The sequence below is a fragment of the Pseudoalteromonas sp. D15MCD-2 genome, assembly GCF_038562745.1.
Classification (GTDB): domain Bacteria; phylum Pseudomonadota; class Gammaproteobacteria; order Enterobacterales; family Alteromonadaceae; genus Pseudoalteromonas.
This window is the reverse complement of the sequence record NZ_JBCFQE010000001.1, coordinates 1,749,911-1,775,949: the sequence shown is the minus strand read 5'-3', so window position 1 is coordinate 1,775,949 and position 26,039 is coordinate 1,749,911. Positions and strand designations below refer to the sequence as shown.

At 41.9% G+C, this 26,039-nt stretch carries 18 protein-coding genes; 7 read left to right on the top strand and 11 right to left on the bottom strand.

Translation table 11 applies throughout. The features are described from left to right. Positions 1 to 23: 23 nt before the first annotated feature. From cmk to gyrA, 4 genes are all read right to left on the bottom strand, one after another. Positions 24 to 731 (bottom strand): (d)CMP kinase, encoded by a 708-nt coding sequence (gene cmk, locus AADY36_RS07985; RefSeq protein WP_058585079.1) that lies wholly within the window; start codon positions 729 to 731, stop codon positions 24 to 26. Positions 732 to 835: 104 nt separating this feature from the next. Next, a complete protein-coding gene (aroA, locus tag AADY36_RS07980; protein ID WP_342408809.1) occupies positions 836 to 2,116 on the bottom strand; it encodes a 3-phosphoshikimate 1-carboxyvinyltransferase in 1,281 nt (426 codons plus the stop codon). A gap of 2 nt (positions 2,117 to 2,118) precedes the next feature. After that, on the bottom strand, positions 2,119 to 3,207 hold the full coding sequence (serC, locus tag AADY36_RS07975; RefSeq protein ID WP_054561553.1) for a 3-phosphoserine/phosphohydroxythreonine transaminase: 1,089 nt from the start codon (positions 3,205 to 3,207) through the stop codon (positions 2,119 to 2,121). Positions 3,208 to 3,276: 69 nt separating this feature from the next. After that, positions 3,277 to 5,973 (bottom strand): DNA topoisomerase (ATP-hydrolyzing) subunit A, encoded by a 2,697-nt coding sequence (gyrA, locus tag AADY36_RS07970; protein WP_342408808.1) that lies wholly within the window; start codon positions 5,971 to 5,973, stop codon positions 3,277 to 3,279. A 176-nt stretch (positions 5,974 to 6,149) separates the two neighbouring features. Between gyrA and ubiG the strand changes: the two genes are divergently transcribed. From ubiG to yfaE, 5 genes are all read left to right on the top strand, one after another. Further along, positions 6,150 to 6,860, top strand: coding sequence for a bifunctional 2-polyprenyl-6-hydroxyphenol methylase/3-demethylubiquinol 3-O-methyltransferase UbiG (gene ubiG / locus AADY36_RS07965; protein ID WP_105174078.1), 711 nt, complete (start codon positions 6,150 to 6,152; stop codon positions 6,858 to 6,860). Continuing rightward, positions 6,860 to 7,534: an HAD family hydrolase gene (locus AADY36_RS07960; RefSeq protein ID WP_054561556.1), complete on the top strand. Its 675-nt coding sequence runs from the start codon at positions 6,860 to 6,862 to the stop codon at positions 7,532 to 7,534. The genes ubiG and AADY36_RS07960 overlap by 1 nt, the downstream gene beginning before the upstream one ends. Positions 7,535 to 7,926: 392 nt before the next feature. Then, positions 7,927 to 10,212, top strand: a complete 2,286-nt coding sequence (gene nrdA / locus AADY36_RS07955) for a class 1a ribonucleoside-diphosphate reductase subunit alpha (RefSeq protein WP_054561557.1) — start codon at positions 7,927 to 7,929, stop codon at positions 10,210 to 10,212. A 70-nt stretch (positions 10,213 to 10,282) separates the two neighbouring features. Further along, complete coding sequence (gene nrdB / locus AADY36_RS07950) at positions 10,283 to 11,413, top strand: class Ia ribonucleoside-diphosphate reductase subunit beta (protein WP_054561558.1); 1,131 nt, start codon at positions 10,283 to 10,285, stop codon at positions 11,411 to 11,413. Then, positions 11,413 to 11,685 (top strand): class I ribonucleotide reductase maintenance protein YfaE, encoded by a 273-nt coding sequence (gene yfaE, locus AADY36_RS07945; protein ID WP_055021952.1) that lies wholly within the window; start codon positions 11,413 to 11,415, stop codon positions 11,683 to 11,685. The genes nrdB and yfaE overlap by 1 nt, the downstream gene beginning before the upstream one ends. Here yfaE and AADY36_RS07940 read toward each other — a convergent pair. After that, a complete protein-coding gene (locus AADY36_RS07940; RefSeq protein WP_342408807.1) occupies positions 11,682 to 12,209 on the bottom strand; it encodes a YaeQ family protein in 528 nt (175 codons plus the stop codon). The two genes, yfaE and AADY36_RS07940, sit on opposite strands and share 4 nt — an antisense overlap. Positions 12,210 to 12,363: 154 nt before the next feature. Between AADY36_RS07940 and AADY36_RS07935 the strand changes: the two genes are divergently transcribed. Beyond that, positions 12,364 to 14,772 (top strand): TonB-dependent receptor, encoded by a 2,409-nt coding sequence (locus AADY36_RS07935; protein ID WP_285221582.1) that lies wholly within the window; start codon positions 12,364 to 12,366, stop codon positions 14,770 to 14,772. 86 nt (positions 14,773 to 14,858) lie between these two features. Here the strand turns inward: AADY36_RS07935 and glnS are convergent, their stop codons facing one another. Further along, on the bottom strand, positions 14,859 to 16,526 hold the full coding sequence (gene glnS / locus AADY36_RS07930) for a glutamine--tRNA ligase (RefSeq protein WP_054561562.1): 1,668 nt from the start codon (positions 16,524 to 16,526) through the stop codon (positions 14,859 to 14,861). A 228-nt stretch (positions 16,527 to 16,754) separates the two neighbouring features. Between glnS and AADY36_RS07925 the strand changes: the two genes are divergently transcribed. Then, complete coding sequence (locus AADY36_RS07925) at positions 16,755 to 17,825, top strand: DUF3083 family protein (protein ID WP_054561563.1); 1,071 nt, start codon at positions 16,755 to 16,757, stop codon at positions 17,823 to 17,825. A 77-nt stretch (positions 17,826 to 17,902) separates the two neighbouring features. Here AADY36_RS07925 and argA read toward each other — a convergent pair whose 3' ends face one another. From argA to AADY36_RS07900, 5 genes are all read right to left on the bottom strand, one after another. Then, complete coding sequence (gene argA, locus AADY36_RS07920) at positions 17,903 to 19,243, bottom strand: amino-acid N-acetyltransferase (protein ID WP_342408806.1); 1,341 nt, start codon at positions 19,241 to 19,243, stop codon at positions 17,903 to 17,905. Between the two features lie 194 nt (positions 19,244 to 19,437). Beyond that, positions 19,438 to 20,310 carry a succinate--CoA ligase subunit alpha gene (gene sucD / locus AADY36_RS07915; protein ID WP_054561565.1) on the bottom strand — a complete coding sequence of 291 codons (873 nt, stop codon included), beginning with the start codon at positions 20,308 to 20,310 and terminating at the stop codon, positions 19,438 to 19,440. Next, a complete protein-coding gene (gene sucC / locus AADY36_RS07910; RefSeq protein WP_054561566.1) occupies positions 20,310 to 21,476 on the bottom strand; it encodes an ADP-forming succinate--CoA ligase subunit beta in 1,167 nt (388 codons plus the stop codon). Before sucC ends, sucD begins: the two co-directional genes overlap by 1 nt. Before the next feature lie 177 nt (positions 21,477 to 21,653). Beyond that, positions 21,654 to 23,153 (bottom strand): 2-oxoglutarate dehydrogenase complex dihydrolipoyllysine-residue succinyltransferase, encoded by a 1,500-nt coding sequence (gene odhB / locus AADY36_RS07905; protein ID WP_166340241.1) that lies wholly within the window; start codon positions 23,151 to 23,153, stop codon positions 21,654 to 21,656. A 3-nt stretch (positions 23,154 to 23,156) separates the two neighbouring features. Continuing rightward, positions 23,157 to 25,976, bottom strand: a complete 2,820-nt coding sequence (locus AADY36_RS07900) for a 2-oxoglutarate dehydrogenase E1 component (protein WP_342408805.1) — start codon at positions 25,974 to 25,976, stop codon at positions 23,157 to 23,159. Positions 25,977 to 26,039: the final 63 nt, after the last annotated feature.

Here is a 26,039-nt window from a genome sequence, read left to right as displayed (position 1 = left end):
GCCGGCACCTTAATAAATTACTTTTAAGCTTTTGGAAGCTTTCCTGCAAGTACTGCTTCGTCGAGTAAAGTTACAACTTTATCAAACACTTGCATTGCATTAAGCTCGCTAGTATCGAGCTCAATGGCGTCTTCTGCAGGAACAAGCGGCGCAACTTCACGCGTCATATCACGGTGATCGCGAGCTTTTATGTCCTCAAGTAGACCACTTAGTGTAACATCAAGACCGCGTTCGTTCAACTCAGCAAAGCGACGACGAGCGCGCTCTTCAGCTGATGCGGTTAAATAAATCTTCAATGGTGCATCAGGGAACACAACTGTGCCCATGTCACGACCATCGGCAATTAAGCCGCTCTCAGTACGAAACGCACGTTGACGACGTAATAATGCTTCTCTCACCCGTGGTAATGCAGCAATCTTTGATGCCGCAGCACCCACTTCTTCGTTACGAATTGTGGTTGTGACGTCTTCGCCTTCCAATACAATTTTAGAAGTATGCGTTTGGCTATCGACCAAAAACTGCACATCTAAGTTTGCAGCTAGCGGTACTAGCGCATCTTCATTATCTAGTTCAATTTGATGATGAAGCGCTGCAAGTGACAGCACACGGTAAATCGCTCCACTGTCTAATACATCCCAACCTAATTTCTCGGCTAACAAGCGACAAACAGTTCCTTTACCTGAACCACTTGGGCCATCGATGGTGATTACGGGCATTGATAACGCCTGCATTTATAACCTCCTGCAATGCACACCAAAATAAAACCGCGATATTATACGCCAGTTCTAGAAATAGATCCGCATTTAGAATGTAACTTTTTATATTTTCTTCTGTTTTATTGACTTGAGACAGACTCTAGTACTTTGAAAAACGTTGGAAAAGTTTTGTATGTACACTTAGGATCGTTAATGGTTATCGGCTTTCCGCCAACGGCAACCATTGCAAAACACATGGCAATACGGTGATCGTTATAGGTATCAATCGCTACATCGTTAAATGTTTCTGGTGGTGTAATTTCGATGAAATCTTCACCTTCAACCACTTCTGCACCAACTTTACGAAGCTCAGTCGCCATGGCATATAGGCGATCTGTTTCTTTTACACGCCAGTTATAGATATTACGAATAGCTGTTTTACCTTTAGCAAAAAGCGCAACAGTGGCGAGTGTCATTGCCGCATCTGGAATTGCATTGGCATCAATATCGACAGCGTTTAGCTCGCCTTTACGAACCACCAGCTTTTCATCATACCAATCGATTTTGGCGCCTACTTGCTCCATAACTTTGGCAAAACCAATATCACCTTGAACAGATACCGCACCTACCCCGTTAATTTCAATTTCGCCACCTGCTATTGCAGCCGCCGCAACAAAATAAGAGGCGCTTGATGCATCACCTTCAACCATAATGCGCTCAAGTGCTTGATACTGCTGACAGCCTTTAACGTAAAATGTTTCGTAATTGTCATGGCTTACTGTAACGCCAAAACGCTTCATTACATCTAGGGTAATGTCAATGTAAGGCTTTGATACCAGTGTACCTTTAATGGTAATTTCTGTATCGCCATTAAATAATGGTGCTGCCATTAGTAACGCTGTTAAGAACTGGCTAGAAATGCTGCCATCAATTGCAACTTTGCCACCGTTGATTTTGCCGCCTTTAATGGCCAGTGGTGGATAATCTTTATGCTTAAGGTATTCAACATCACCACCCAGTGCTTGCAGTGCATCTACCAAATGGCCAATTGGGCGCTCTTCCATGCGAGGCTCGCCAACCAGCTGGTACTCGCCTTCTACAGCTGCTAAAACGGCTGTAAGTGGACGATAAGCAGTACCGGCATTACCTAAAAATAAAGGCTCGCTCGGAGTTTTAAATTTACCTGCAACACCCTCTACGGTGGCCACTGTTTTATCTTCATTAAGCGAAACATTTACGCCTAAAAGATTTAATGCACCTAGCATGTGACGAATATCATCACTATCTAATAGGTTTTCAACAACCGTTGTGCCCTCTGCAAGAGCAGCAAGCAGTAAGATACGGTTTGATAAGCTTTTTGAGCCTGGTAGTGTCACACTACCATTTACCTTTGTAATCGGTTCAAGACGAAGCTGTTCCATAATTAGCTGTTCTCCTTGGCGAATTTTTCCATAAAATTAACCAAGGCTTGAACACCTTCAAGTGGCATCGCATTATAAATGCTTGCGCGCATACCACCGACAATACGGTGACCTTCAAGGGCTAATAAGCCTGCTTCTTTTGACTCACTAATGAATTTATCATTCAGTGATTCGTCGTTTAACCAAAACGGTACGTTCATACGCGAACGGCAATGCTTAGCAACTTTGTTGCTATAAAAATCTGAGCTATCAATGTAGCTGTAAAGAAGTTCTGCTTTTGCGATGTTTTGTTCTTCCATCGCTTTAACGCCGCCGTTTGCTTCAAGCCACTCAAATACTTCAGCAGCTAAATACCACGCAAATGTAGGTGGTGTGTTATACATGCTGCCTTGTTTTGCTTCTAAGGCGTAATCAAGAATACCTGGCTTTGCAAGCCCTTCACGCTCTAATAGCGTTTTACGTACAATAACAATCGATAAACCAGATGGGCCAATATTCTTTTGTGCGCCAGCGTAAATAAGATCAAACTGATTTACGTCAAACTCGCGCGATAAAATAGTCGATGACATATCAGCCACAATCGGTGCTGATGGGTGTGATGGTACGTCAAAAATTTCTATGCCATCTACGGTTTCATTCGGACAATAGTGAATGTATGACGCATCAGCTGGTAATTCCCAGCTGCTTGCTGGTTTTATAGAGAACTGGCCATTTTGCTGCTCATCATCACGTACATTGATGCTTTCAACTGCAGTGAATTTTGCCGCTTCTGAAGTAGCCCCTTTAGACCACACACCGTTTTCACAGTACACGGCTGGCTTATCATCAAGGTGAAGATTCAATGGTACAGCACTGAATTGACCACGGCCACCGCCGTGCATAAATAACACTTCAAACTCATCGCTAATATTCATTAAACGACGCAGGCTTGCTTCACATTTAGTGGTAAGCGCTAAAAAGTCGCTGCTGCGATGGCTAATTTCCATCACAGAGACACCTAAACCTTGCCAATCTATAAATTCTTTTTGTGCTTTTTGCATAACTGCCGGCGGTAGCATTGCCGGTCCTGCACAAAAATTATACTTAGTCATTACTTTGCCTCATTCCAGTAATTATAGTGCGGATAAAAAAAGCGGCCGAAGCCGCTTTTTAAATCAATGTTATTCTGAAGGTGGGTTATCACCCGTTTCTTCAGTATTGGTATCGACTACTTCAACGGCCTCGCCTTCGATGGCTTCAAGCTCATCAACTTCGATTTCTTCGATACGTTGTAAACCAACTACTTGCTCTTCGTCAATAGTTCGTATCAAAATAACGCCTTGAGTATTACGACCAACCGTAGAAACCTCGTTTACACGGGTACGTACTAAGGTACCGCGATTAGAGATAATCATGATTTCGTCGTTATCGTCAACTTGTACTGCACCAACCACAGCGCCATTACGCTCGCTTACTTTGATTGATACAACACCTTGTGTTGCACGGCTCTTCGAGGGGTAATCTTCAAGTGCTGTACGCTTACCGTAACCGTTTTCTGTCACAGTTAGGATTGCACCATCTGACTTAGGTACGATTAACGACACAACGCGTTGGTCGTCAGCCATCTTAATACCACGAACACCTGTTGCTGTACGACCCATTGGACGTACACCTTTGAAGCGGATTTCTGGGTTACCGTTTTCGTCTAGAACTGGGTTACCGTTTTCATCAACAACTTCTGACTCTTCTGCTTCTTTAAAGCGAACAACTTTACCAGCATCAGTGAATAGCATGATTTCATTCGTGCCATCAGTGATATCAACACCAATTAGGCTATCGCCTTCATTTAAGTTAACAGCGATGATACCGCTCGCACGTTGACGGCTGTATGCTGTAAGTGGTGTTTTCTTAACTGTACCAAACGCAGTTGCCATGAAGATGAATTTATCTTCTTCGTACTCACGTACTGGTAAGATAGCAGTAATACGTTCATCAGCTTCAAGTGGTAATAAGTTAACAATTGGCTTACCACGCGCTGCACGGCTTGCTAATGGTAACTGATATACTTTCAACCAGTATAAGCGACCTGCTGTTGAGAAACATAAGATTGTATCGTGCGTGTTAGCAACTAATAGACGTTCGATGAAGTCTTCATCTTTCATCTTCGTTGCTGATTTACCTTTACCACCACGACGCTGTGCTTCGTAGTCAGATAATGGTTGATACTTAACGTAACCTTCGTGAGAAAGCGTTACGACAACGTCTTCTTCATTGATTAGGTCTTCAAGGCTAATATCGTGAGCAGCTGCACTGATTTCAGTACGACGTTCGTCACCATATTGCTCTTTAATTTCTACAAGCTCATCGCGGATAACTTCCATTAGACGCTCTGGGCTTGAAAGAATGTGTAAAAGCTCAGCAATTAGATCAAGTAAGTTTTGGTACTCGTCTAAGATCTTCTCATGCTCAAGACCTGTTAGTTTGTGTAAACGTAGGTCTAGAATTGCCTGTGCTTGTTGGTCAGATAGATAGTACTGACCGTCACGGATACCTAGTTCAGCCGCTAACCAATCAGGACGTGCTACGTTATCTTCACCCGCTTTTTCAAGCATCGCTTTAACAGTGCCTAGTTCCCAAGGACGTGCTGTTAGTGCAGCTTTTGCTTCTGCTGGTGTTGGTGACTTACGAATAAGTTCGATAATTGGGTCGATATTCGCAAGGGCAATCGCGAGGCCTTCAAGCGTGTGAGCACGGTCACGGGCTTTACGTAAATCGAATACAGTACGACGTGTAACAACTTCACGACGGTGCACGATAAACGCTTCAAGCATTTCTTTTAGGTTGAAACACTTAGGTTGGTTGTTATCAAGTGCAACCATGTTCATACCAAACACAGTTTGTAACTGAGTTTGTGCATATAGGTTGTTCAAGATTACTTCACCAACATCACCACGTTTGATTTCGATAACGATACGCATACCGTCTTTATCTGATTCGTCACGTAGTGCGCTAATACCTTCAATCTTCTTATCTTTAACAAGCTCTGCGATCTTTTCAATAAGGCGTGCTTTGTTAACTTGATAAGGGATTTCGTGAACGATGATTGTTTCACGACCGGTTTTTTCGTCAACTTCGATTTCAGCGCGAGCACGGATATATACTTTACCACGACCGGTTAAGTACGCTTGCTCAATGCCTTTTTTACCATTGATAATCGCCGCAGTCGGGAAATCTGGACCCGGGATATATTCAATAAGGTCAGCAATTGACATATCAGGGTTTTGAATAAGCGCTAAACAACCATTGATAACTTCTGTTAAGTTATGAGGTGGAATGTTAGTCGCCATACCAACCGCGATACCCGAAGAACCATTTACTAATAAGTTAGGTACTTTAGTAGGTAATACGTCAGGAATTTGCTCAGTACCGTCGTAGTTCGGTACGTAATCAACCGTTTCTTTTTCTAAATCAGCTAATAATTCATGTGACATTTTCGCCATACGGACTTCCGTATAACGCATTGCTGCCGCAGAGTCACCGTCAACAGAACCAAAGTTACCTTGGCCGTCAACAAGCATGTAGCGTAATGAGAAAGGCTGCGCCATACGAACGATGGTGTCATATACCGCGCTGTCGCCATGTGGGTGGTACTTACCGATTACATCACCAACAACACGTGCTGATTTCTTGTAAGGTTTATTCCAATCATTATTGAGTTCGTTCATTGCAAACAGAACGCGGCGGTGAACTGGCTTTAAGCCGTCACGTACGTCTGGCAATGCACGTCCTACGATTACACTCATCGCGTAATCAAGGTAGGAGTTTTTTAATTCATCTTCAATATTGACTGGCAGAATTTCATTGGCGAGATCAGTCATTTGATTTCACATTCCTTCAGTATTGACTCATTAAGAGGCAAACCGCCGTCTTAAGAGCTTTAGTTATTATTTCCAGACCATGCTATCACAATTTATTTAGATTTACAGGCGCTAAATCTTTGCGATTTATTAATTTCCCCCTATATAATGGCCTCAGATTAACGAGGAAGTTTTTTATGACCGAGCATCAAAATGTAGATAATGCAGAAATTGCAAAGTTTGAAGCCATCGCAGAACGTTGGTGGGACCGCGACGGAGAGTTCAAACCCCTTCATGAAATAAATCCTCTACGTTTGGATTTTGTCGCTGATAAAGTAGGCGGCTTATTTGATAAGGAAACCTTAGATGTTGGCTGTGGTGGCGGCATCTTAAGTGAAAGTATGGCGCGTATGGGCGCTAAAGTAACCGGCATCGATATGGGCCAAGAGCCACTTACCGTTGCTAAGTTACATAGTTTAGAAACAGGCGTACCTGTTGATTATATAAAAGTACCTGCAGAGCAATTTGCTGCTGAGCACCCTGCTCGCTTTGATGTTGTGACCTGTATGGAAATGCTTGAGCATGTTCCAGATCCTGCTTCTATTATTCGTGCTGTAGCAGAGCTTGCTAAACCGGGCGCCGATGTCTTCTTTTCAACATTAAATAAAACACCAAAAGCTTATTTGTTTGCTATTGTCGGTGCTGAAAAGCTTTTAAAGATGGTTCCTGAAGGTACTCATGACCATAAAAAGTTTATTAAACCTGCACAGCTTATTGCATGGGCAGAAGAAGCGGGATTAAAAGTACGCGCCAGTACCGGCCTTAACTATAACCCGTTTTCTAAGCAGTACAGCTTAAATGATGATGTAAGTGTTAATTACATCCTGCACTTTGAGAAACTAGCCTGATGAGTGGTGTACAAACACCCTCTATCGATTTTGATGCTTTTATCTTTGATTTAGATGGCACACTACTCGATACCGCAGATGACTTAGGTGGCGCATTGAACCGCGTGTTAGCAGATGCCAATGTGGCGCCTGTTGCTGAGCATGTTTATCGCCCTGCTGCGTCTAACGGTGCAAATGCATTATTAGAAGTAGGGTTTGGGGATAAATGGCCCGAACTTGAACAACTCGCCTTGCGCCAGCAGCTTCTTGACTACTACGCCGAAGATATTGCTGTGCACAGTAAATGTTTCAATGGCATCGAACAGCTTTTAATTGCACTTGAGCAAAACAATATTAAGTGGGGCATTATGACTAATAAGCCCGGCTTTTTAACTGAGCCCTTAGTGCAAGCTATTCCCTCCTTGCGTGATGCAAAGGCAGTTGTGAGTGGCGATACATTAGCTGTATCAAAACCATCACCGGATCCACTATTACACACCGCTGAGATCTTAGACGTTGATCCGAGCCGTTGTTTGTATATCGGTGATGCTGAACGTGATATTCAAGCTGCAAAAGCGGCCAATATGTACAGCGCAACAGCGTTATGGGGTTATATACCCAGTGTAGACGCTGCACTTGGCTGGCAAGCGGATTTCAATTGGCAAACGCCGATTGATGGTTTCAACCATATATAGTGTTATTTGATAACTGAAACACCATATATTGTGATTTGATTTACTTTTGAGCATTCATTGATGATAAAAAAATCAGTCAAAATTTATTTTTAAAAACGGTAAATTTTCTGGATCTTTTGTTGATTTCTACAAATTTCGTCGTCTATGAATGTTCAAAGGTTAATGGTCACTAACACAATGCGTTTATCCAATAGTTATCCACAAAATGGGGCAATTCTATCCCTTGCAAAACAGCGCAGACCACACTATCTTGTGATCTGCAATTTAAACAACACCAGATATTGTGGCTAAATGTTATTCAATTAGATCACCCTGGCGTTTAATAATAATAATTACATAAAGAATACCTTTGTCTTTACAACTATAATTTCCCAAGGAATACAGGCAAAACTATGAACCAACAGCTATCTGTAAGCAAACGTGACGGCCGTAAAGAGTCACTTGATCTAGATAAGATCCATCGCGTGATCGCTTGGGCCGCAGAAGGTCTAGAGAATGTGTCTGTCTCACAAGTTGAATTAAAATCACATATTCAATTTTATGACGGCATTCGTACCGATGACATTCATGAAACAATCATCAAAGCTGCAGCTGATCAGATCTCTAAAGATACGCCTGATTACCAATACCTAGCTGCTCGCTTAGCTGTATTCCATTTACGTAAAAAAGCGTACGGTCAATTTGAGCCACCACGCTTATACGATCACATCACGAAATTAGTTGAAGACAAGCGTTATGATCAACACCTACTTGTTGATTATACCGAGCAAGAAATTGACGAGTTAGATGCTTACATCGATCACAACCGTGACTTAAACTTCAGCTACGCTGCTGTAAAGCAACTTGAAGGTAAGTATTTAGTTCAAAACCGTGTTACTGGTGAAATCTACGAAAGTGCACAGTTTTTATATATCTTAGTGGCTGCAAGCTTATTCTCTGATTATCCAAAAGAGACACGCCTTGATTACATCAAGCGTTTTTATGATGCAGTATCTACATTCAAAATTTCATTACCTACCCCTATCATGGCAGGTGTACGTACCCCTACACGTCAGTTCAGCTCATGTGTACTTATTGAATGTGGTGATAGCCTAGATTCTATCAATGCAACATCGTCTGCGATTGTTAAATACGTTTCACAACGTGCCGGTATTGGTATTAATGCCGGTCGCATCCGTGCGCTTGGTAGCCCTATTCGTAACGGCGAAGCGTACCACACAGGTTGTATTCCGTTTTATAAGCACTTCCAAACAGCGGTTAAGAGCTGTTCACAAGGTGGTGTTCGTGGCGGCGCAGCAACACTGTTCTACCCGCTTTGGCACTTAGAAGTTGAAAACCTACTTGTTCTTAAGAACAACCGTGGTGTTGATGATAACCGTGTACGTCACCTTGACTACGGTGTGCAGTTCAACAAATTAATGTATAGCCGTTTAATCAAAGACGATTACATCACATTATTTAGCCCTTCAGATGTACCAGGTCTATACGATGCGTTCTTTGAAGATCAAGCAAAGTTTGATGAGCTATACATCAAATACGAGCAAGACGAGTCAATTCGTAAAAAACGTATTAAGGCGATTGAGTTATTCTCAATGTTTGCACAAGAGCGTGCGAGCACAGGTCGTATCTACTTACAAAACGTTGACCACTGTAATACGCACAGCCCGTTCATCTCGACTGTGGCACCAATTCGTCAATCTAACTTATGTTTAGAAATTGCATTACCAACTAAGCCACTTAGCAATGTAATGGATGAAGAAGGTGAAATTGCACTTTGTACGCTGTCGGCGTTTAACTTAGGTGCAATTGAATCACTTGACGAATTAGAGGAACTTGCTGAACTTGCAGTACGTGCTCTTGATAACTTACTTGATTTCCAAGACTACCCTGTTCCTGCGGCGAAAAACGCAACTATGGGTCGTCGTACGCTAGGTATTGGTGTTATTAACTACGCGTACTACTTAGCGAAAAATGGTAAGCGTTACTCAGATGGCAGCGCAAATGCCCTAACTCACAAAACATTTGAAGCAATTCAATATTATCTAATGAAAGCATCAAATGAGTTAGCGAAAGAACGTGGTGCGTGTCCTAAATTTAACGAGACAACGTATTCTCAAGGCATTATGCCAACAGATACTTACAAGCGTGACCTAGATCAGTTCTGTGAAGAGCCGCTTCACTTAGATTGGGACTCATTACGAGAAAGCATTAAAGAGCACGGTATGCGTAACTCTACGCTATCTGCCCTAATGCCTTCAGAGACATCATCGCAAATCTCTAACGCAACAAATGGTATTGAACCACCACGTGGTCATATCAGCGTTAAAGCAAGTAAAGATGGTATCTTAAAGCAAGTAGTGCCAGATTATGAAAATCTGAAAGATAACTACGAGCTACTGTGGGATATTCCTTCAAACGATGGTTACCTACAACTGGTTGGTATTATGCAAAAATTCGTTGACCAAACGATCTCTGCAAACACTAACTATGATCCATCTAAGTACGAAGGCGGTAAAGTACCTATGAAGGTGCTATTAAAAGACCTACTGACTGCGTATAAACTTGGTGTTAAAACCCTGTACTATCACAACACACGTGATGGTGCATCAGACTCTCAAGATGAGTTAACACCAGAGGTAGAAGATGACGGTTGTGCAGGCGGCGCTTGTAAAATCTAATTAAATTAATAACATAACAAAAGCGGGCTCATTAGCCCGCTTTGTCCTGACTGTTTTTTGAGAAATCACTATGTCATATACAACTTTTAGCCGAAATCATAATAACCAATTACAAGAACCGATGTTTTTCGGCCAAACGGTAAACGTGTCACGTTACGACCAACAAAAGTACCCTATCTTCGAAAAGCTAATTGAAAAGCAACTTTCGTTCTTTTGGCGTCCTGAAGAAGTTGATGTAAGTAAAGACCGTCTTGACTTCCAAGCGTTACCAGAGCACGAAAAGCACATCTTTTTAAGCAACTTAAAATATCAAACGCTACTTGATAGTGTGCAAGGTCGTTCGCCTAACGTTGCGTTACTACCTATTGTGTCTATTCCTGAGCTAGAAACTTGGATTGAAACATGGGCGTTCAGTGAAACTATTCACAGCCGTTCATACACACACATTATCCGTAACGTTACGCAATCTCCTGAACTTATCTTTGACGATATCGTAAGCAACGAAAAAATCAGTGAGCGTGCTGATGCGGTAACTAAGTACTACGATGATTTAATCAGCATGATTTCTGTTTACAACCTATACGGTGAAGGTAAACATGTGATCAACGGTGAAGAAGTTAAAATCAGCTTATTTGACCTTAAAAAGCAACTTTACCTAGCAATGATGTCGGTTAACATCTTAGAAGCGATTCGTTTCTATGTAAGCTTTGCTTGTTCATTTGCTTTCGCTGAGCGTGAATTAATGGAAGGTAATGCAAAAATCATCAAGCTAATCGCCCGTGATGAAGCGTTACACTTATCTGGTACACAGCACATCTTGAACATTATGCAAGAAGGTAAAGACGACCCAGAAATGGCAATCGTTGCAGCACAATGTCGTGAAGAAGCAATTCAGATGTTTGTTGAAGCAGCAGAACAAGAAAAAGATTGGGCAGAATACCTGTTCAAAGATGGTTCTATGATTGGTCTTAACAAAGATATATTATGCCAATACGTTGAATACATCACTAATGCACGTATGACTGCGGTAGGCCTACCTGCACAGTTCGAAAGTAAGAGTAACCCTATTCCTTGGATCAACTCTTGGTTAGTATCAGACAACGTTCAAGTTGCTCCACAAGAAGCTGAAATCAGCTCTTACCTTGTTGGTCAAATTGACTCTCAAGTTGATGCATCTGACTTTGGTGACTTCGACCTGTAATGAGCTCAAACAACACTGCAGAGGTTATCCTTGCAGGAACAGACAGCCAGAATCTTGAATTTGATTCTGGCTGTTCATCTCTCCTTGAATGCCTAGAACAAAACAAAATAGATGTCCCCTACCAATGCCGTGAAGGTTATTGTGGCGCTTGCCGTGCAAAATTAGTCGAAGGTGATGTGAGCTACAATCAAGAGCCGCTTGCGTTCGTTCGAACAGGCGAAGTGTTGCTGTGTTGTAGTAAACCCAATGGAAAGATAAAAATTGAGCTTTAATGCCAAATAAGCTCACTGGTTTGGTAGAAATTTTCTTTATCTGACACACTCACCATTTGCTGATCAATCGTAACATCCCACTGTAAGTTTTTAGTTAGATGACTCGCTAATTGCTCAATGAAATTGTCATCAAACGCAATTAAATGACCATTATTGATAAGTTCTAACTGGTGTTCATTTTCTTTAAGCCAATCGTTATTTAAGGTTGTCACGACCCATAGCTCATCAACCCGCTTTGCAATTTTGTTGAGCTGTAAAATATCCGGTTGGTCAACAGCAAGCCATGTTTGATAATGGTCATCAAGCGCTTTTATTGATACATCTGGTTCAGCATGACTGAACCTTGCATTCAATATGGCTGTTTCGTTGTGTGAAAATAAGCAATAACTTAAAAGCTTGAGTACAAAGTGTTCATAGCTTTCGCGACGGTCACAAGCAGTGGTAAACACCTCTTTGTGATTACGATGCTCTCTTAAATCAGCAATGGTAAAATTTGCTTTGAATACCCTATTTTTATCAGACATAAGATTTGGCCATCTCAGTGTAACAGTCTAAGTATAGTGTATGGTGTTAAAATCGCGACTTAAGGTAAAGTTATAGTATAACGTTATTGCAGTTAAAAAATTGCAGTGTTATATTATATCACCACACTCAACAACAAACTTAGAAGTAGTAATGATGAAACAAGTTTCAATTCTTTCTAGTGCTGTTGCCGCTGCGCTGTTTTCTCAATCAACAATGGCTGCTGTGATCACAGGTCAAGTATTAGATAAAAACCAACAACCTATCAGCAATGCTGAAATACATGTACACGGCAAATCACAAAGCGTTGTCACTGACAAACAAGGTCAGTTTAAAATTGATGTAGACAATAAAGGTCAGCTTCACATCAGTAAAAACAATTTCATCGATAAGCGTGTTGCTATTAATGGCGAAGACCAAAATGTTGTAGTTACGCTTACACCAACATCGGTTGAAACTGTTGTTGTTTATGCATCAGCACTTCATAAAAATAGTCTTGAAATGATTTCGCCTGTGAATGTTTTAGCCGGTGATGAGTTAAAAGACAAAGCAAAACCGACATTAGGGGAAACACTAAAAGGTTTACCGGGCGTTAATGCTAGCTACTTTGGCCCAGTTTCATCAAGCCCTATTATTCGTGGTTTAGATGGTCCGCGTGTGAAGATCACCCAAAATGGCCTTGATAGCAGTGATGCATCTCGTATCGGCCCTGACCACGCAACATCAAATGACAGCCTAGCAGCAGAGCAAATCGAAGTACTTCGCGGCCCTGCTACCCTACTTTATGGCTCTGGTGCTATCGGTGGTGTGGTGAACGTTGTTGATAACCGTATTCCTACCGATAACATTGACTCTTTAACCGGTGCTGCACAATACACACACGATACAGTATCAAATACAAACACTTATGCTGCAAAACTTGAAACCGGTAATGATGGTTTCAACTTCCATTTCGATGGTACAAAGCGCAAAGGTCACGATTATGACACGCCAAACTTCGAGCTTCCTGAGGAACATGAAGAGCACGAGGAGCATGAAGGTGAAGAGCATGAAGAACACGAAACAGCTAATAGCGTAGAAAACACCTTTATCGATAGCCAAACAGTTAACTTTGGTACTAGTTACGTAGGCGATCACCTAACGCTAGGTGTGTCATTCGGTCGCATCGAAACAGATTATGGCATTCCTGCTCATGAGCATCATCATCATGAAGAAGAGGAAGATCATGATGAACATGAAGGTGAAGAAGAGCACGAAGAATCAGTATTTGCACAGCTAGAGCAAGACCGCTGGCAAGGTTACATGAGCTATGCACTTCATGATAACTGGATTGAAAATATCTCACTACGCGTTGGCTACACAGACTACAAACACGCTGAAATTGAAGATGGTGCAGTGGGCACGGTGTTTACAAACAAAACAACCGAAGCACGTGCAACTGTTGAGCACAAGTTAGGCCTTTGGCACGGTATGGCTGGTTATCACTACACTGAGTCTGACTATGATGCAGATGGTGAAGAAGCCTTTACGCCAGCAAGTGTTACTAAAACAAACGCGTTATTCGTTCTTGAAGAACGCCAGTTTGGTGATGTGACCGTTGAGCTAGGTGCACGCCTTGAAGATTACCAAATCGACTCTGCTGTAAGCATGGCTGAGCATCATCACGATCATGAAGAGGAAGAAGAGCACCATGACGAAGAAGAAGCTGAAATCATTAACTACAGTGAAGATTTCACAAACTTAAGCTTATCTGCAGGTGCAATTTGGCAATATCAAGAAGGCCAAAGTGTTGCTTTAAGTGTATCTCGTTCAGAACGTGCGCCTCTAAGTGCTGAATTACTATCAAACGGCATTCATATCGCAACAGGCACTTACGAGCTAGGTCTTGGTTATCATATTGAAGATGGCGAAATTCATTTTGAGCCAGAAGATATCGAGCAAGAAACAGCAACGAACTTTGATTTAAGTTTCCGCCGCTTTATTGGTGACTTTGGTTACACAGTTAACTTCTTCTATAACGACATTGAAAACTATTACTACCAGCAAAACACCGGTTTAGTTTTTGATGAAGAGCATGGCTTAGAATCAGCAGCTGATGCAGATGAAGATGCAATGGCGGTTTACCAATTTACAAGTAAAGATGCGAAATTATACGGTATTGAGTTTGACGTACATTATCAAGTGACGCCAAGTGCGCTAGTTAAAGTGTTTGGCGATTCAACAACGGCTAAGCTAAAAGATGATGAAGGTTACTTACCTCGTATCCCTGCTAATAAACTGGGTTCTGAATTACAGTACACAGTGTCTGATTGGAAGTTTAGCCTAACCGGTACTCATTATTTTGAGCAGTCTGACATTACTGCTTACGAGACAAAAACTGACGGTTATACCCTGTTTGATGCATCAGCTAACTACCAACTTGACTTAGGTCCTGTTGATACACAGCTTTACATCAATGTTGACAACTTAACCGATGAACTTGGTTTCGTACACAGCTCATTCATTAAAGAAAAAGCACCACTACCTGGTCGTAACTTCAGCTTGGGTATTCGCGGTTATTTCTAATCGCTTTTAATAGTTATAAAAAAACCCTTTCACTTTTAAAGTGAAAGGGTTTTTTATTAAGCATAGAAACTAAGTAAAATTAGCTATTAGCCCTTTTGTTCAATCTTTGCCCATGAATCACGAAGACCCACAGTTTGATTGAATACTAAGGTTTCTGCTTTGCTATCACGACAGAAGTAACCTGTACGCTCAAACTGGAAGCCCTGCTCTGCTTGTGCATTTGCAAGTGATGGCTCAACTTTCGCATTTTCAAGAACCACAAGTGATTCAGGGTTTAGTGTTGCGTTAAAGTCTTCTGCTGCCGCTGGGTTTGGTACGTTAAATAAACGGTCGTATAAACGAACTTCAGCTGTGATAGATTCACTCGCTGATACCCAATGGATAACACCTTTAACTTTACGGCCATCACTTGGGTTTTTACCCAGAGTTTCAGGATCATAAGAGCAGAAGATAGTCGTAATTTCGCCGTTTTCGTCTTTTTCAACGCGCTCAGCTTTAATTACATAAGCACCACGTAAACGTACTTCTTTATCAAGAACTAAACGCTTAAACTTATTGTTTGCTTCTTCACGGAAGTCTTCACGCTCGATATAAAGTTCGCGAGTGAAAGGTACGTCACGGCGACCCATCTCTTCTTTATTCGGGTGATTAGCTACAGATAACGTTTCTACTTTATCTGCGTCATAGTTTTCGATAACAATCTTCACAGGATCAAGAACAGCCATTGCACGAGGTGCATGCTCATTTAGGTCTTCACGGATACAGGCTTCTAGCATACCCATTTCAACCATGTTCTCTTGTTTAGTGATACCGATACGAGAACAGAACTCACGTACTGATGCAGGTGTATAACCACGACGACGTAAACCAGCAATCGTTGGCATACGTGGGTCGTCCCAGCCTTCAACATGACCATTTACCACTAAGTCGTTTAATTTACGCTTAGACATAATGGTGTACTCAAGATTTAATCGTGAGAACTCGATTTGTTGCGGATGACACTCAAGGCTGATGTTATCTAATACCCAATCGTATAAGCGACGGTTATCTTGGAACTCAAGCGTACATAATGAATGTGTAATACCTTCTAGCGCATCTGAAATACAGTGCGTGAAGTCGTACATTGGGTAAATGCACCACTTGTCACCAGTTTGGTGGTGATGAGCAAAACGTACACGGTAAATAATCGGATCACGCAGTACCATGAATGAGCTTGCCATATCAATTTTAGCACGCAGTACACACTCACCTTCTTTGAATTCGCCATTACGCATTTTTTCGAATAACGCTAGGTTTTCTTCAACTGGCGTATCACGGTATGGGCTGTTTTTACCTGGCTCTTTTAAAGTACCACGGTATTCACGGGCTTGATCTGGCGATAAGAAACACACATATGCTAGGCCTTTTTCGATAAGCTCAACAGCATAGCCATATAACGCATCGAAATAGTTAGATGAATATTTAATTTCACCATCCCACTGGAAACCTAACCATTGCACATCTTCTTTAATCGAGTTTACGTAGTTGATGTCTTCTTTTTCTGGATTCGTATCATCAAAACGTAAGTTACAAAGACCTTGATAATCTTGGGCGATACCAAAATTTAAACAAATAGACTTTGCATGACCAATGTGTAAAAAACCGTTTGGTTCTGGTGGAAAACGCGTGTGTGTAGTCGCATGCTTACCGCTTGCTAGATCTTCGTCGATACGCGTTCTAATAAAGTTACTTGGGCGATTCTCAATTTCCGCCATAGGAGCATAATCCTCTGAATATTGCATGGTGACAAAACTAATGCATTATTACAAAAACAAACCCTAACATACAGTGGTTGCATCATGTTTATTGAAGATATTACGTCGAATGTTGAATACATAGTTCACAGACTCGACAAAATCGGTAAAAAAATTGTTCTAACGCAATAAAATGATCATTGACTAGCGATATAGTGCCGTCAGTTTCACTACCAATAAGGAAAAAAGATGGCTTCGCTCAATCAACATCGAGTCTATATTCCAAGCTCAGCACGTGCAAACCAGTATGTGTTAGTTGAATTTAAACCTACTGATGAGTTTTTTGCCCAGTTCACCAATGTGAGCTGTGCTTATAAGCGTCTTGCAAGGGAGTTATTTGCACTATGTGATGAGTATGAATTACATAATGTACACCTAATCGCCAACGATAAACTGCCAGTGGTTCGTTACCATGATGAGGCATATAGCTTAGAAACCGCTAAGCAAATTTTGTTTTTCTATAACCCACAATACCATGAAGCACATAATGTATTTGCTGATGGTGAGCAAAAATGCAAAAAAATTCGTTTATTATTCTTAGCGACCGGTGAAGATATTCGCGCTCATGCGGCTAGTTTTCATCATAATGTGCAAAGAGTGATCAACTCACTACAAGAAAAACTACTAAGCGGCCAACCACCTCTTAAAATTCGTGACCACCAACATCTCACTTATGATTTATTTGCTAAAGCAAAAGGTCACAAAGAAAGCTATGGCTATAAATTACGTAGCTTATATCCACGTTACCAGTCTCGCCAATGTCATTTACCAAATGAACACAGTGAAATGACATACGCTGGGTTTTCGATTCCAGTAACTCGCGCCATTAAAACGCAATTTCAGCATATGTTGAATGAAGAGAATTATACGCAGTTTTATCAATATATCTTTGATGCGTTCAAACGAGCATGTGATAAACGCGGATTAACACTCGGCGCTTTCATCGCTAACGGTACTCGCCCTATTGTTCGTAATAGCAATATTGATAACGCACAAAGTAACAGCGAACTGCAAAAACTAACCTTTGATTGCAGCTCTGAGCAGGTGCAATTACAACAGTATTGGGATGCAGATCAACTTGTAGATTCACTACATTTTGTGATTGCCGCAGCCGATAAAGACAAGCATGACATTGGTTATGGTAAGTTTATGAATCAAGTGCAAAGTGCGATAAATGAAGTTACTGACGAGCTGGCATTTAATCCAACTCGCCAAGATTTACGCGTGCGTTTTTATCAGCACATTAACTATCAATATTAAGAGTATAACCAAGCCCCCTCAAGATGCTGAAACTCGCACCGTGAGGATGTTTGGGTATATAAGAGGTGACGCATGCGTCACCTCTTATTTCCTAGCTTAGTTAAATCTAGACGCAATACTTTAGAGCGGCGTTCATGGTTATAAAGCGCTTTTTTCTTCGCAGGTAGTTCATCAACTGTCACTATTTCAAAACTTTGCTCTAAAAACCAGTGAATGCTGCGTGTGGTGAGAGCAAATAAATGCGAATAACCCGCACGTTTAGCCTTATTAATAATAAACCTCAGTAGATAACTGCCGCGATCAGCATCTCGGTACTGAGGGTGAACAGCCAAACTTGCAAACTCCCCCACTTGTTCGTCGGCAAACGGATACAAAGCAGCACAGGCTATAATAAGACCATCGCGCTCAATAACCGTAAATTGTTCAATTTCAATTTCTAGCTGTTCACGAGAGCGGCGCACCAAATAGCCTTGCTGTTCAAGGGGTCTAATAAGGTTAATGATTCCGGTAATATCAGCAATACTAGCACTTCGTAATTGCTCAGAGCTTTGCGGAGCGATTTGTGTACCAATACCATCTAAAGAGAACAGCTCTTGTAATAGTGCACCATCTTCTTTGTAACTAACAAGATGGCAACGATGTACGCCACCTCGACATGCATCAATTGCAGCTTGTAAGAATACGGTTGCGCTTACACATGAATCTGGTTGCTTACGATAGTTTACTAGTAGCTGCTCAGCTTCATTTGGCATTAGCTCTGCAATCGCCTCACCATTTTCATCCAAAATACCGGCTTCTTTACAAAAGCCAAGCATTTTATCGGCGCGTAATTTGAGAGCTACTTGCGTAGCGATTTCTTCAGCAGTTAAGTTAAAGCTTTCACCTGTGAAAGACGCCGCTATTGGCCCAAGCAGAACAATTCCGTTGTTATCTAACTGGTGGCGAATACCCGCAACATCGATACGTCTCACTCTACCTGAATGATGATAGTCAACACCTTCATCAACACCTAAAGGCTGAGCAATAACAAAGTTGCCACTCACCACATTTAAAAATGAGCCAGACATAGGTGTACTACTTAAAGACGTAGATAAACGCGCGGTTATATCGAACTGCATTGCACCCGCAACCTTTTTAATCACATCAAATGTTGCGTTATCAGTTACCCGTATCTCATTATGAAACTGACTAGTTATGCCAACTTGTTCAAGCGCTGCGTTAAACTGTGGGCGAGCACCAAACACTAAAACAATCTTAATACCAAGACTAGTTAATAGCGCGACATCGTTGATGATGCTACGACAACCAGACTGATCGATCGCCTCTCCGCCAAGCATAACAACGAATGTTTTACCGCGGTGAGCATTAACGTATGGGGTTGACTGGCGAAATCCATCTACCAATTCTGTGGTACGCACGTAATATTTACCTTATTAAAGTCGAATGTTTTAATAAAAACAGATATACAAGCCACAAGTGTAGAGAATTTATATTCACAAATAAAGCATTATTATTCTTAATTTATGATTGGAATTTTCTTGCCGGGTAGAAGGATGTGATAGATACAAAAAAGGCCCGCATAAGCGAGCCTTTTTTAAGAGATTAGAACTGATTACCAGCCTGTTTTCTCTTTAAGTGCATTACCGATATCAGCTAATGAACGTACAGTTTTTACGCCAGCAGCTTCTAATGCAGCAAATTTCTCATCAGCAGTACCTTTACCGCCTGCGATGATTGCACCAGCGTGACCCATACGCTTACCTGGAGGTGCAGTAACACCCGCAATGTAAGAAACAACTGGTTTAGTCACGTTGTGCTTGATGTATTCTGCAGCTTCTTCTTCTGCAGTACCACCGATTTCACCGATCATAACGATAGCTTCAGTTTGCTCGTCTTTTTCGAACATTTCTAAAACGTCGATGAAGTTAGTGCCAGGGATTGGGTCACCACCGATACCAACACATGTTGATTGGCCGAAACCAGCGTCAGTAGTTTGCTTAACCGCTTCGTAAGTAAGAGTACCAGAACGTGATACGATACCTACTTTACCAGGCTTGTGGATGTGGCCAGGCATGATACCGATCTTAGTTTCACCCGGAGTGATAACACCTGGGCAGTTAGGACCGATCATACGAACACCAGTTTCATCAAGCTTAACTTTAACGTCAACCATGTCTAGTGTTGGGATACCTTCAGTGATACAAACGATTAGCTCGATGCCAGCATCGATTGCTTCTAAGATTGCATCTTTACAGAAAGGTGCTGGTACGTAGATAACTGATGCAGTTGCGCCAGTTGCTTCAACAGCGTCACGTACTGTGTTGAATACTGGAAGACCAAGGTGCGTCTGACCGCCTTTACCTGGGCTTACACCACCAACCATTTGTGTACCGTACTCAAGCGCTTGCTCAGAGTGGAAAGTACCTTGGCCACCTGTGAAACCTTGACAGATAACTTTTGTATCTTTATTGATTAATACAGACATTATTTGCCCTCCGCAGCAGCAACAACTTTTTCAGCTGCGTCTGTTAGTGATTCAGCAGCGATGATGTTAAGGTCAGAACTAGCTAGTACTTCACGACCAAGTTCAGCGTTAGTACCTTCTAAACGTACTACTACAGGAACGTTAACACCTACTTCTTTAACTGCGCCGATGATACCTTCTGCGATCATGTCACAACGTACGATACCACCAAAGATGTTAACTAAAACAGCTTTAACGTTGTCGTCAGATAAGATGATCTTGAATGCTTCAGATACACGCTCTTTAGTTGCACCGCCACCAACATCTAGGAAGTTAGCTGGCTTGCCACCGTGTAGGTTTACGATGTCCATAGTACCCATTGCTAGGCCTGCACCGTTAACCATACAACCAACGTTACCGTCTAGTGCAACGTAGTTAAGCTCAAAGCTTGCAGCGTGAGCTTCACGCGCATCTTCTTGTGAAGGATCGTGCATTTCACGGATTTTAGGTTGACGGTAAAGCGCGTTACCATCTACACCGATTTTACCGTCTAGACAGTGAAGGTTACCTTCGTCTGTGATTACTAGCGGGTTGATTTCTAATAGAGCGAAATCGAAATCGTTGAACATGTTAGCAAGACCCATGAAGATCTTAACGAACTGTTTCATTTGAGTAGGGTTTAAACCTAGTTTGAAGCCTAACTCACGAGCTTGGTAAGCTTGAGGACCAACTAGTGGATCGATCTCAGCTTTGTGAATTAGTTCTGGAGTTTCTTCTGCAACTTGCTCGATTTCAACACCACCTTCAGTAGATGCCATGAAAACAACTTTACGAGAAGCACGATCTACTACAGCGCCAAGGTATAATTCGTTAGCGATGTCAGTGCAGCTTTCAACAAGAATTTTTGATACTGGCTGACCATTTTCGTCTGTTTGGTAAGTAACTAAGTTTTTACCTAACCAGTTCGCAGCGAACTCTTTAACTTCGTCAGTTGTTTTAACTAGCTTAACACCGCCAGCTTTACCACGGCCACCTGCGTGAACCTGTGTTTTAACAACCCACATATCACCGCCGATTTTCTCAGCAGCTGCTGCAGCTTCTTCAGGTGTATCGCAAGCGAAACCTTGAGAAACTGGTAAACCATATTCGGCAAAAAGTTGTTTTGCCTGATACTCATGCAAATTCATGATGCTTTATCCAATTTTTTATACTAAAAGAGCTGAATATTTATGCAAAATAAACAGCTATCCCAAATTGCGCACTTAGTATAAATCCCAAGGCTCCACATGAAAACCCCAGTTAGACCAAAGGCGCAAAAAAAAAGCTGTGAACGAGGTTCACAGCTTAGTTTTCATACAACCAGATTAAACATCTAGTAGTAAACGAGTCGGATCTTCAAGTAACTCTTTAATTGTTACTAAGAAACCTACTGATTCTTTACCATCGATTTGGCGGTGATCATAAGATAACGCTAAGTACATCATAGGTAAGATTTCAACTTTACCATTTACAGCCATAGGACGCTCTTGGATTTTGTGCATACCTAAGATTGAAGACTGTGGTAAGTTGATGATTGGTGTAGATAGTAATGAACCGAATACACCACCGTTAGTGATAGTGAAGTTACCACCTGTCATGTCATCAATTGATAATTTACCGTCACGACCTTTAAGCGCTAGCTCACGGATACCTTTTTCGATTTCAGCAACTGATAGCTTGTCACAGTCTTTAAGAACTGGAGTAACAAGACCACGTGGTGTAGAAACCGCGATGCTGATGTCGAAGTAGTTGTGATAAACAATATCATCACCGTCGATAGACGCATTTACTTCAGGGAAACGCTTAAGTGCTTCAGTAACTGCTTTCACGTAGAAAGACATGAAGCCTAAACGGATACCGTGACGCTTTTCGAATACTTCTTGGTACTGCTTACGAAGGTCCATGATTGGCTTCATGTTAACTTCGTTGAAAGTCGTTAACATTGCAGTTGAGTTTTTCGCTTCAAGAAGACGATTAGCGATTGTTTTACGTAAACGAGTCATAGGAACACGTTTTTGTGTACGGTCACCCATAGGTGCTGCTGGCGCTGCTGCTTCCGCTTTAGGAGCTGCTGCCGGTGCTTTTAAGAATGTATCAACATCTTCTTTAGTTACACGGCCATTTTTGCCAGTACCTTTGATTTTTGATGCATCAAGGCCTTTCTCAGCGATTAAACGACGAACTGACGGCGTTAATACGTCAGAGCTGTCATTTGATTCGCTTGCTGGTGCTGCTTCAGCTTTAGGAGCTGCTGCTGCCGGTGCTGCACCCGCTTTAACTGTACCAATTACTTGCTCACCAAGTACTGTTTCGCCTTCAGCGTGAATGTGCTCACCCATGATACCGTCTTCTTGAGCAACAACTTCAAGAACAACTTTATCAGTTTCGATGTCAACAAGGTTTTGGTCGCGAGTTACCGCTTCACCTGGTTGAACGTGCCAAGTAGCAATTGTCGCGTCTGCGACTGATTCTGGAAGTACAGGTACTTTAATGTCCACTTCTTTACCTTCTGATGCTGGTGCTGATTGCGCCGCTGGCGCGTCTTCTGATTTAGCTGGTGCAGAGTCGTCACTTGCTGGTGCAGCATCTGCATCACCAAGTAATGCAATTACTTGTTCGCCAAGTACCGTTGCACCTTCTTCTTGTGAAATTTCAGTGATTACACCGTCATTTGGTGCAACAACTTCTAAAACAACTTTATCTGTTTCAATATCTACTAAGTTTTGGTCGCGGCTTACTTTGTCGCCAACACTTACGTGCCAAGTTGCAACTGTAGCATCAGCAACCGACTCAGGAAGTACAGGAACTTTAATTTCTGTGCTCATTGCTTATCCTTTCTTTTCAATAGTAAGCGCATCTGCAATTAGCGCTTGTTGTTCTTTATTATGCACTGACATGTAACCACACGCTGGTGATGCTGATGCTTTACGACCTGCGTAAGTTAATTTAGCACCGGCTGGGATTGCGTCAACAAAGTGGTGTTGAGAACAATACCATGCACCTTGGTTTTGCGGCTCTTCTTGACACCAAACAAAATCTTTAACGTGTTGGTAACGCTGCATGATTGTATCCATCTCAGCGTGTGGGAATGGATATAATTGTTCTACACGAACAATAGCAATGTTATTTAATTCTTGCTTACGACGCTCTTGTAGTAGTTCGTAGTAAACTTTACCGCTACAGAATACAACGCGATCTACTTTATCTGCTGCAATATCATCGATTTCATCGATCATATTGTGGAACACACCTTCAGATAACTCTTCAAGTGAAGATGTTGCCAACGGGTGACGAAGTAGCGACTTAGGCGTCATAACAATCAATGGACGACGAAGTGGACGTACAGATTGACGACGAAGCATTGCATAAACTTGCGCAGGTGTTGAAGGAACACATACTTGCATGTTGTGATCAGCACACAACTGTAAGAAACGCTCTAAACGTGCCGAGCTATGCTCAGGACCTTGACCTTCATAACCATGTGGAAGTAAACATGTAAGACCACATAAACGGCCCCACTTCTGCTCACCTGAACTTAAGAATTGATCAAATACAACTTGTGCACCGTTAGCGAAGTCACCAAATTGTGCTTCCCACATTACAAGTGACGTAGGTTCAGCTGTTGCGTAACCATATTCAAATGCAAGTACTGCTTCTTCAGAAAGAACTGAGTCATATACTTCAAATGCACCTTGCTTTTCGCTGATATTTTGCAGCGGCAAGTATGTTGATGCGTCAGTTTGGTTATGAACAACAGCATGACGGTGGAAGAATGTACCACGGCCTGAATCTTGACCTGTTAAACGGATATCAGTACCCGCATCAACAAGCGTTGCATAAGCAAGTGTTTCAGCCATACCCCAATCAAGTGGTTTTTCACCTGTTGCCATTAGCTTACGGTCGTCGTAGATTTTCTTAACGCGCGACTGTGCTTTGTGGCTTTCTGGGAAGCTTGCTACTTTTTCGCCAAGCTCTTTTAACTTCTCAACCGACACTGTTGCATCGTACTCAACATCCCAATCATGACCAACAAACTTAGCCCAATCAGAAGAGTGCGATGTTTCTAGTTGAATTTCTTCAACAACACAGTTGCCTTTGTCTAAACCGTTACGGTAATCATCAGCAAGTGCTTTAACTTCATTTTCTGAGAATGAACCTTCAGCAACTAATTGATCTGCGTAAATTAGACGAGGTACTGGATGCTTTTTGATTTTTTGGTACATAAGTGGTTGAGTCGCGTTCGGCTCATCCGCTTCGTTATGACCATGACGGCGATAACATACTAAATCAATCACTACATCACGTTTAAACTGGTTTCTGAAATCAAGTGCGATTTGAGTAACAAATGCAACCGCTTCAGGATCGTCAGAGTTAACGTGGAAAATTGGTGCCTGAACCATTTTCGCAATATCAGTACAGTATGGTGTAGAACGTACATCAGACTGTTTAGACGTTGTGAAACCAACTTGGTTATTAACAACGATACGGATACTACCACCACAACTAAATGCATTAGTTTGCGATAAGTTAAATGTTTCTTGTACAACACCTTGACCTGCGATTGCAGAGTCACCGTGAATAGTAATTGGTAATGCTTTAATACCTGACTTATCACCTAGACGGTCTAAACGAGCACGTACCGAACCCATAACCACCGGGTTAACGATTTCTAAGTGAGACGGGTTAAATGCAAGTGCCATGTGCACGTTGCCACCGTTAGTTGCAAAGTCAGATGAATAACCCATGTGATATTTAACATCACCTGAGCCTAATGTGTCTTTGTGTTTACCAGCGAACTCATCGAATAATTCTGATGGGTTTTTACCTAAAACGTTCACTAGTACGTTCAAGCGACCGCGGTGAGCCATACCAATAACAGCTTCTTTTTGTCCGCTTTCACCTGCACGATGAATTAGTTCTTTAAGCATTGGTACTAATGCGTCACCACCTTCAAGTGAGAAACGTTTTGCACCAGGGAACTTAGCCCCTAAATATTTTTCAAGGCCATCTGCAGCTGTTAATCCTTTAAGGATACGTAGCTTTTCTTCTTTAGAGAACGTTGGACGTGATTGCACTGATTCTAAACGTTGTTGTAACCAACGTTTTTCTTCAGTTGAAGTGATGTGCATATACTCAGCACCTACCGACCCACAATAAGTCGTTTTGAGTGCTTGATATAGCTCACCTAATGGCATGGTTTCGCGACCGACAGCAAACGAACCCACATTGAATTCACGGTCAAAATCAGCTTCAGATAAATCGTGGTACTCTAATTCTAGATCACGAACACGTTCGCGTTGCCAAATACCTAATGGATCTAAGTTGGCATTTTGGTGACCACGGAAACGGAAAGCATTAATAAGTTGTAGCACCTTGACCTGTTTAGGATCGCCAGAGCCACCCTCTGCTACCACTACTTCTCTATGCTTGTTTTTAGCAAGCTGTGCAAATTGTGAACGAACTTCTGAATGTTTAACGTCAACATCCACACCATCAACTTTTGGTAATTGTTCGAACACTTCTCGCCATTCTTCTGGCACAGAAGTCGCATCATCTAAGTACGCTTCATAAAGCTCTTCTACGTAAGCAACGTTACCGCCGTTTAAGTGAGAAGATTCTAGCCATGCCTTCATCACACCTTCGTGCATTTATAAGCCCTTTTCTTTAGCGCAGAAATTAATTGTTGTAAAAACAAGGTGGTTAATCACTTA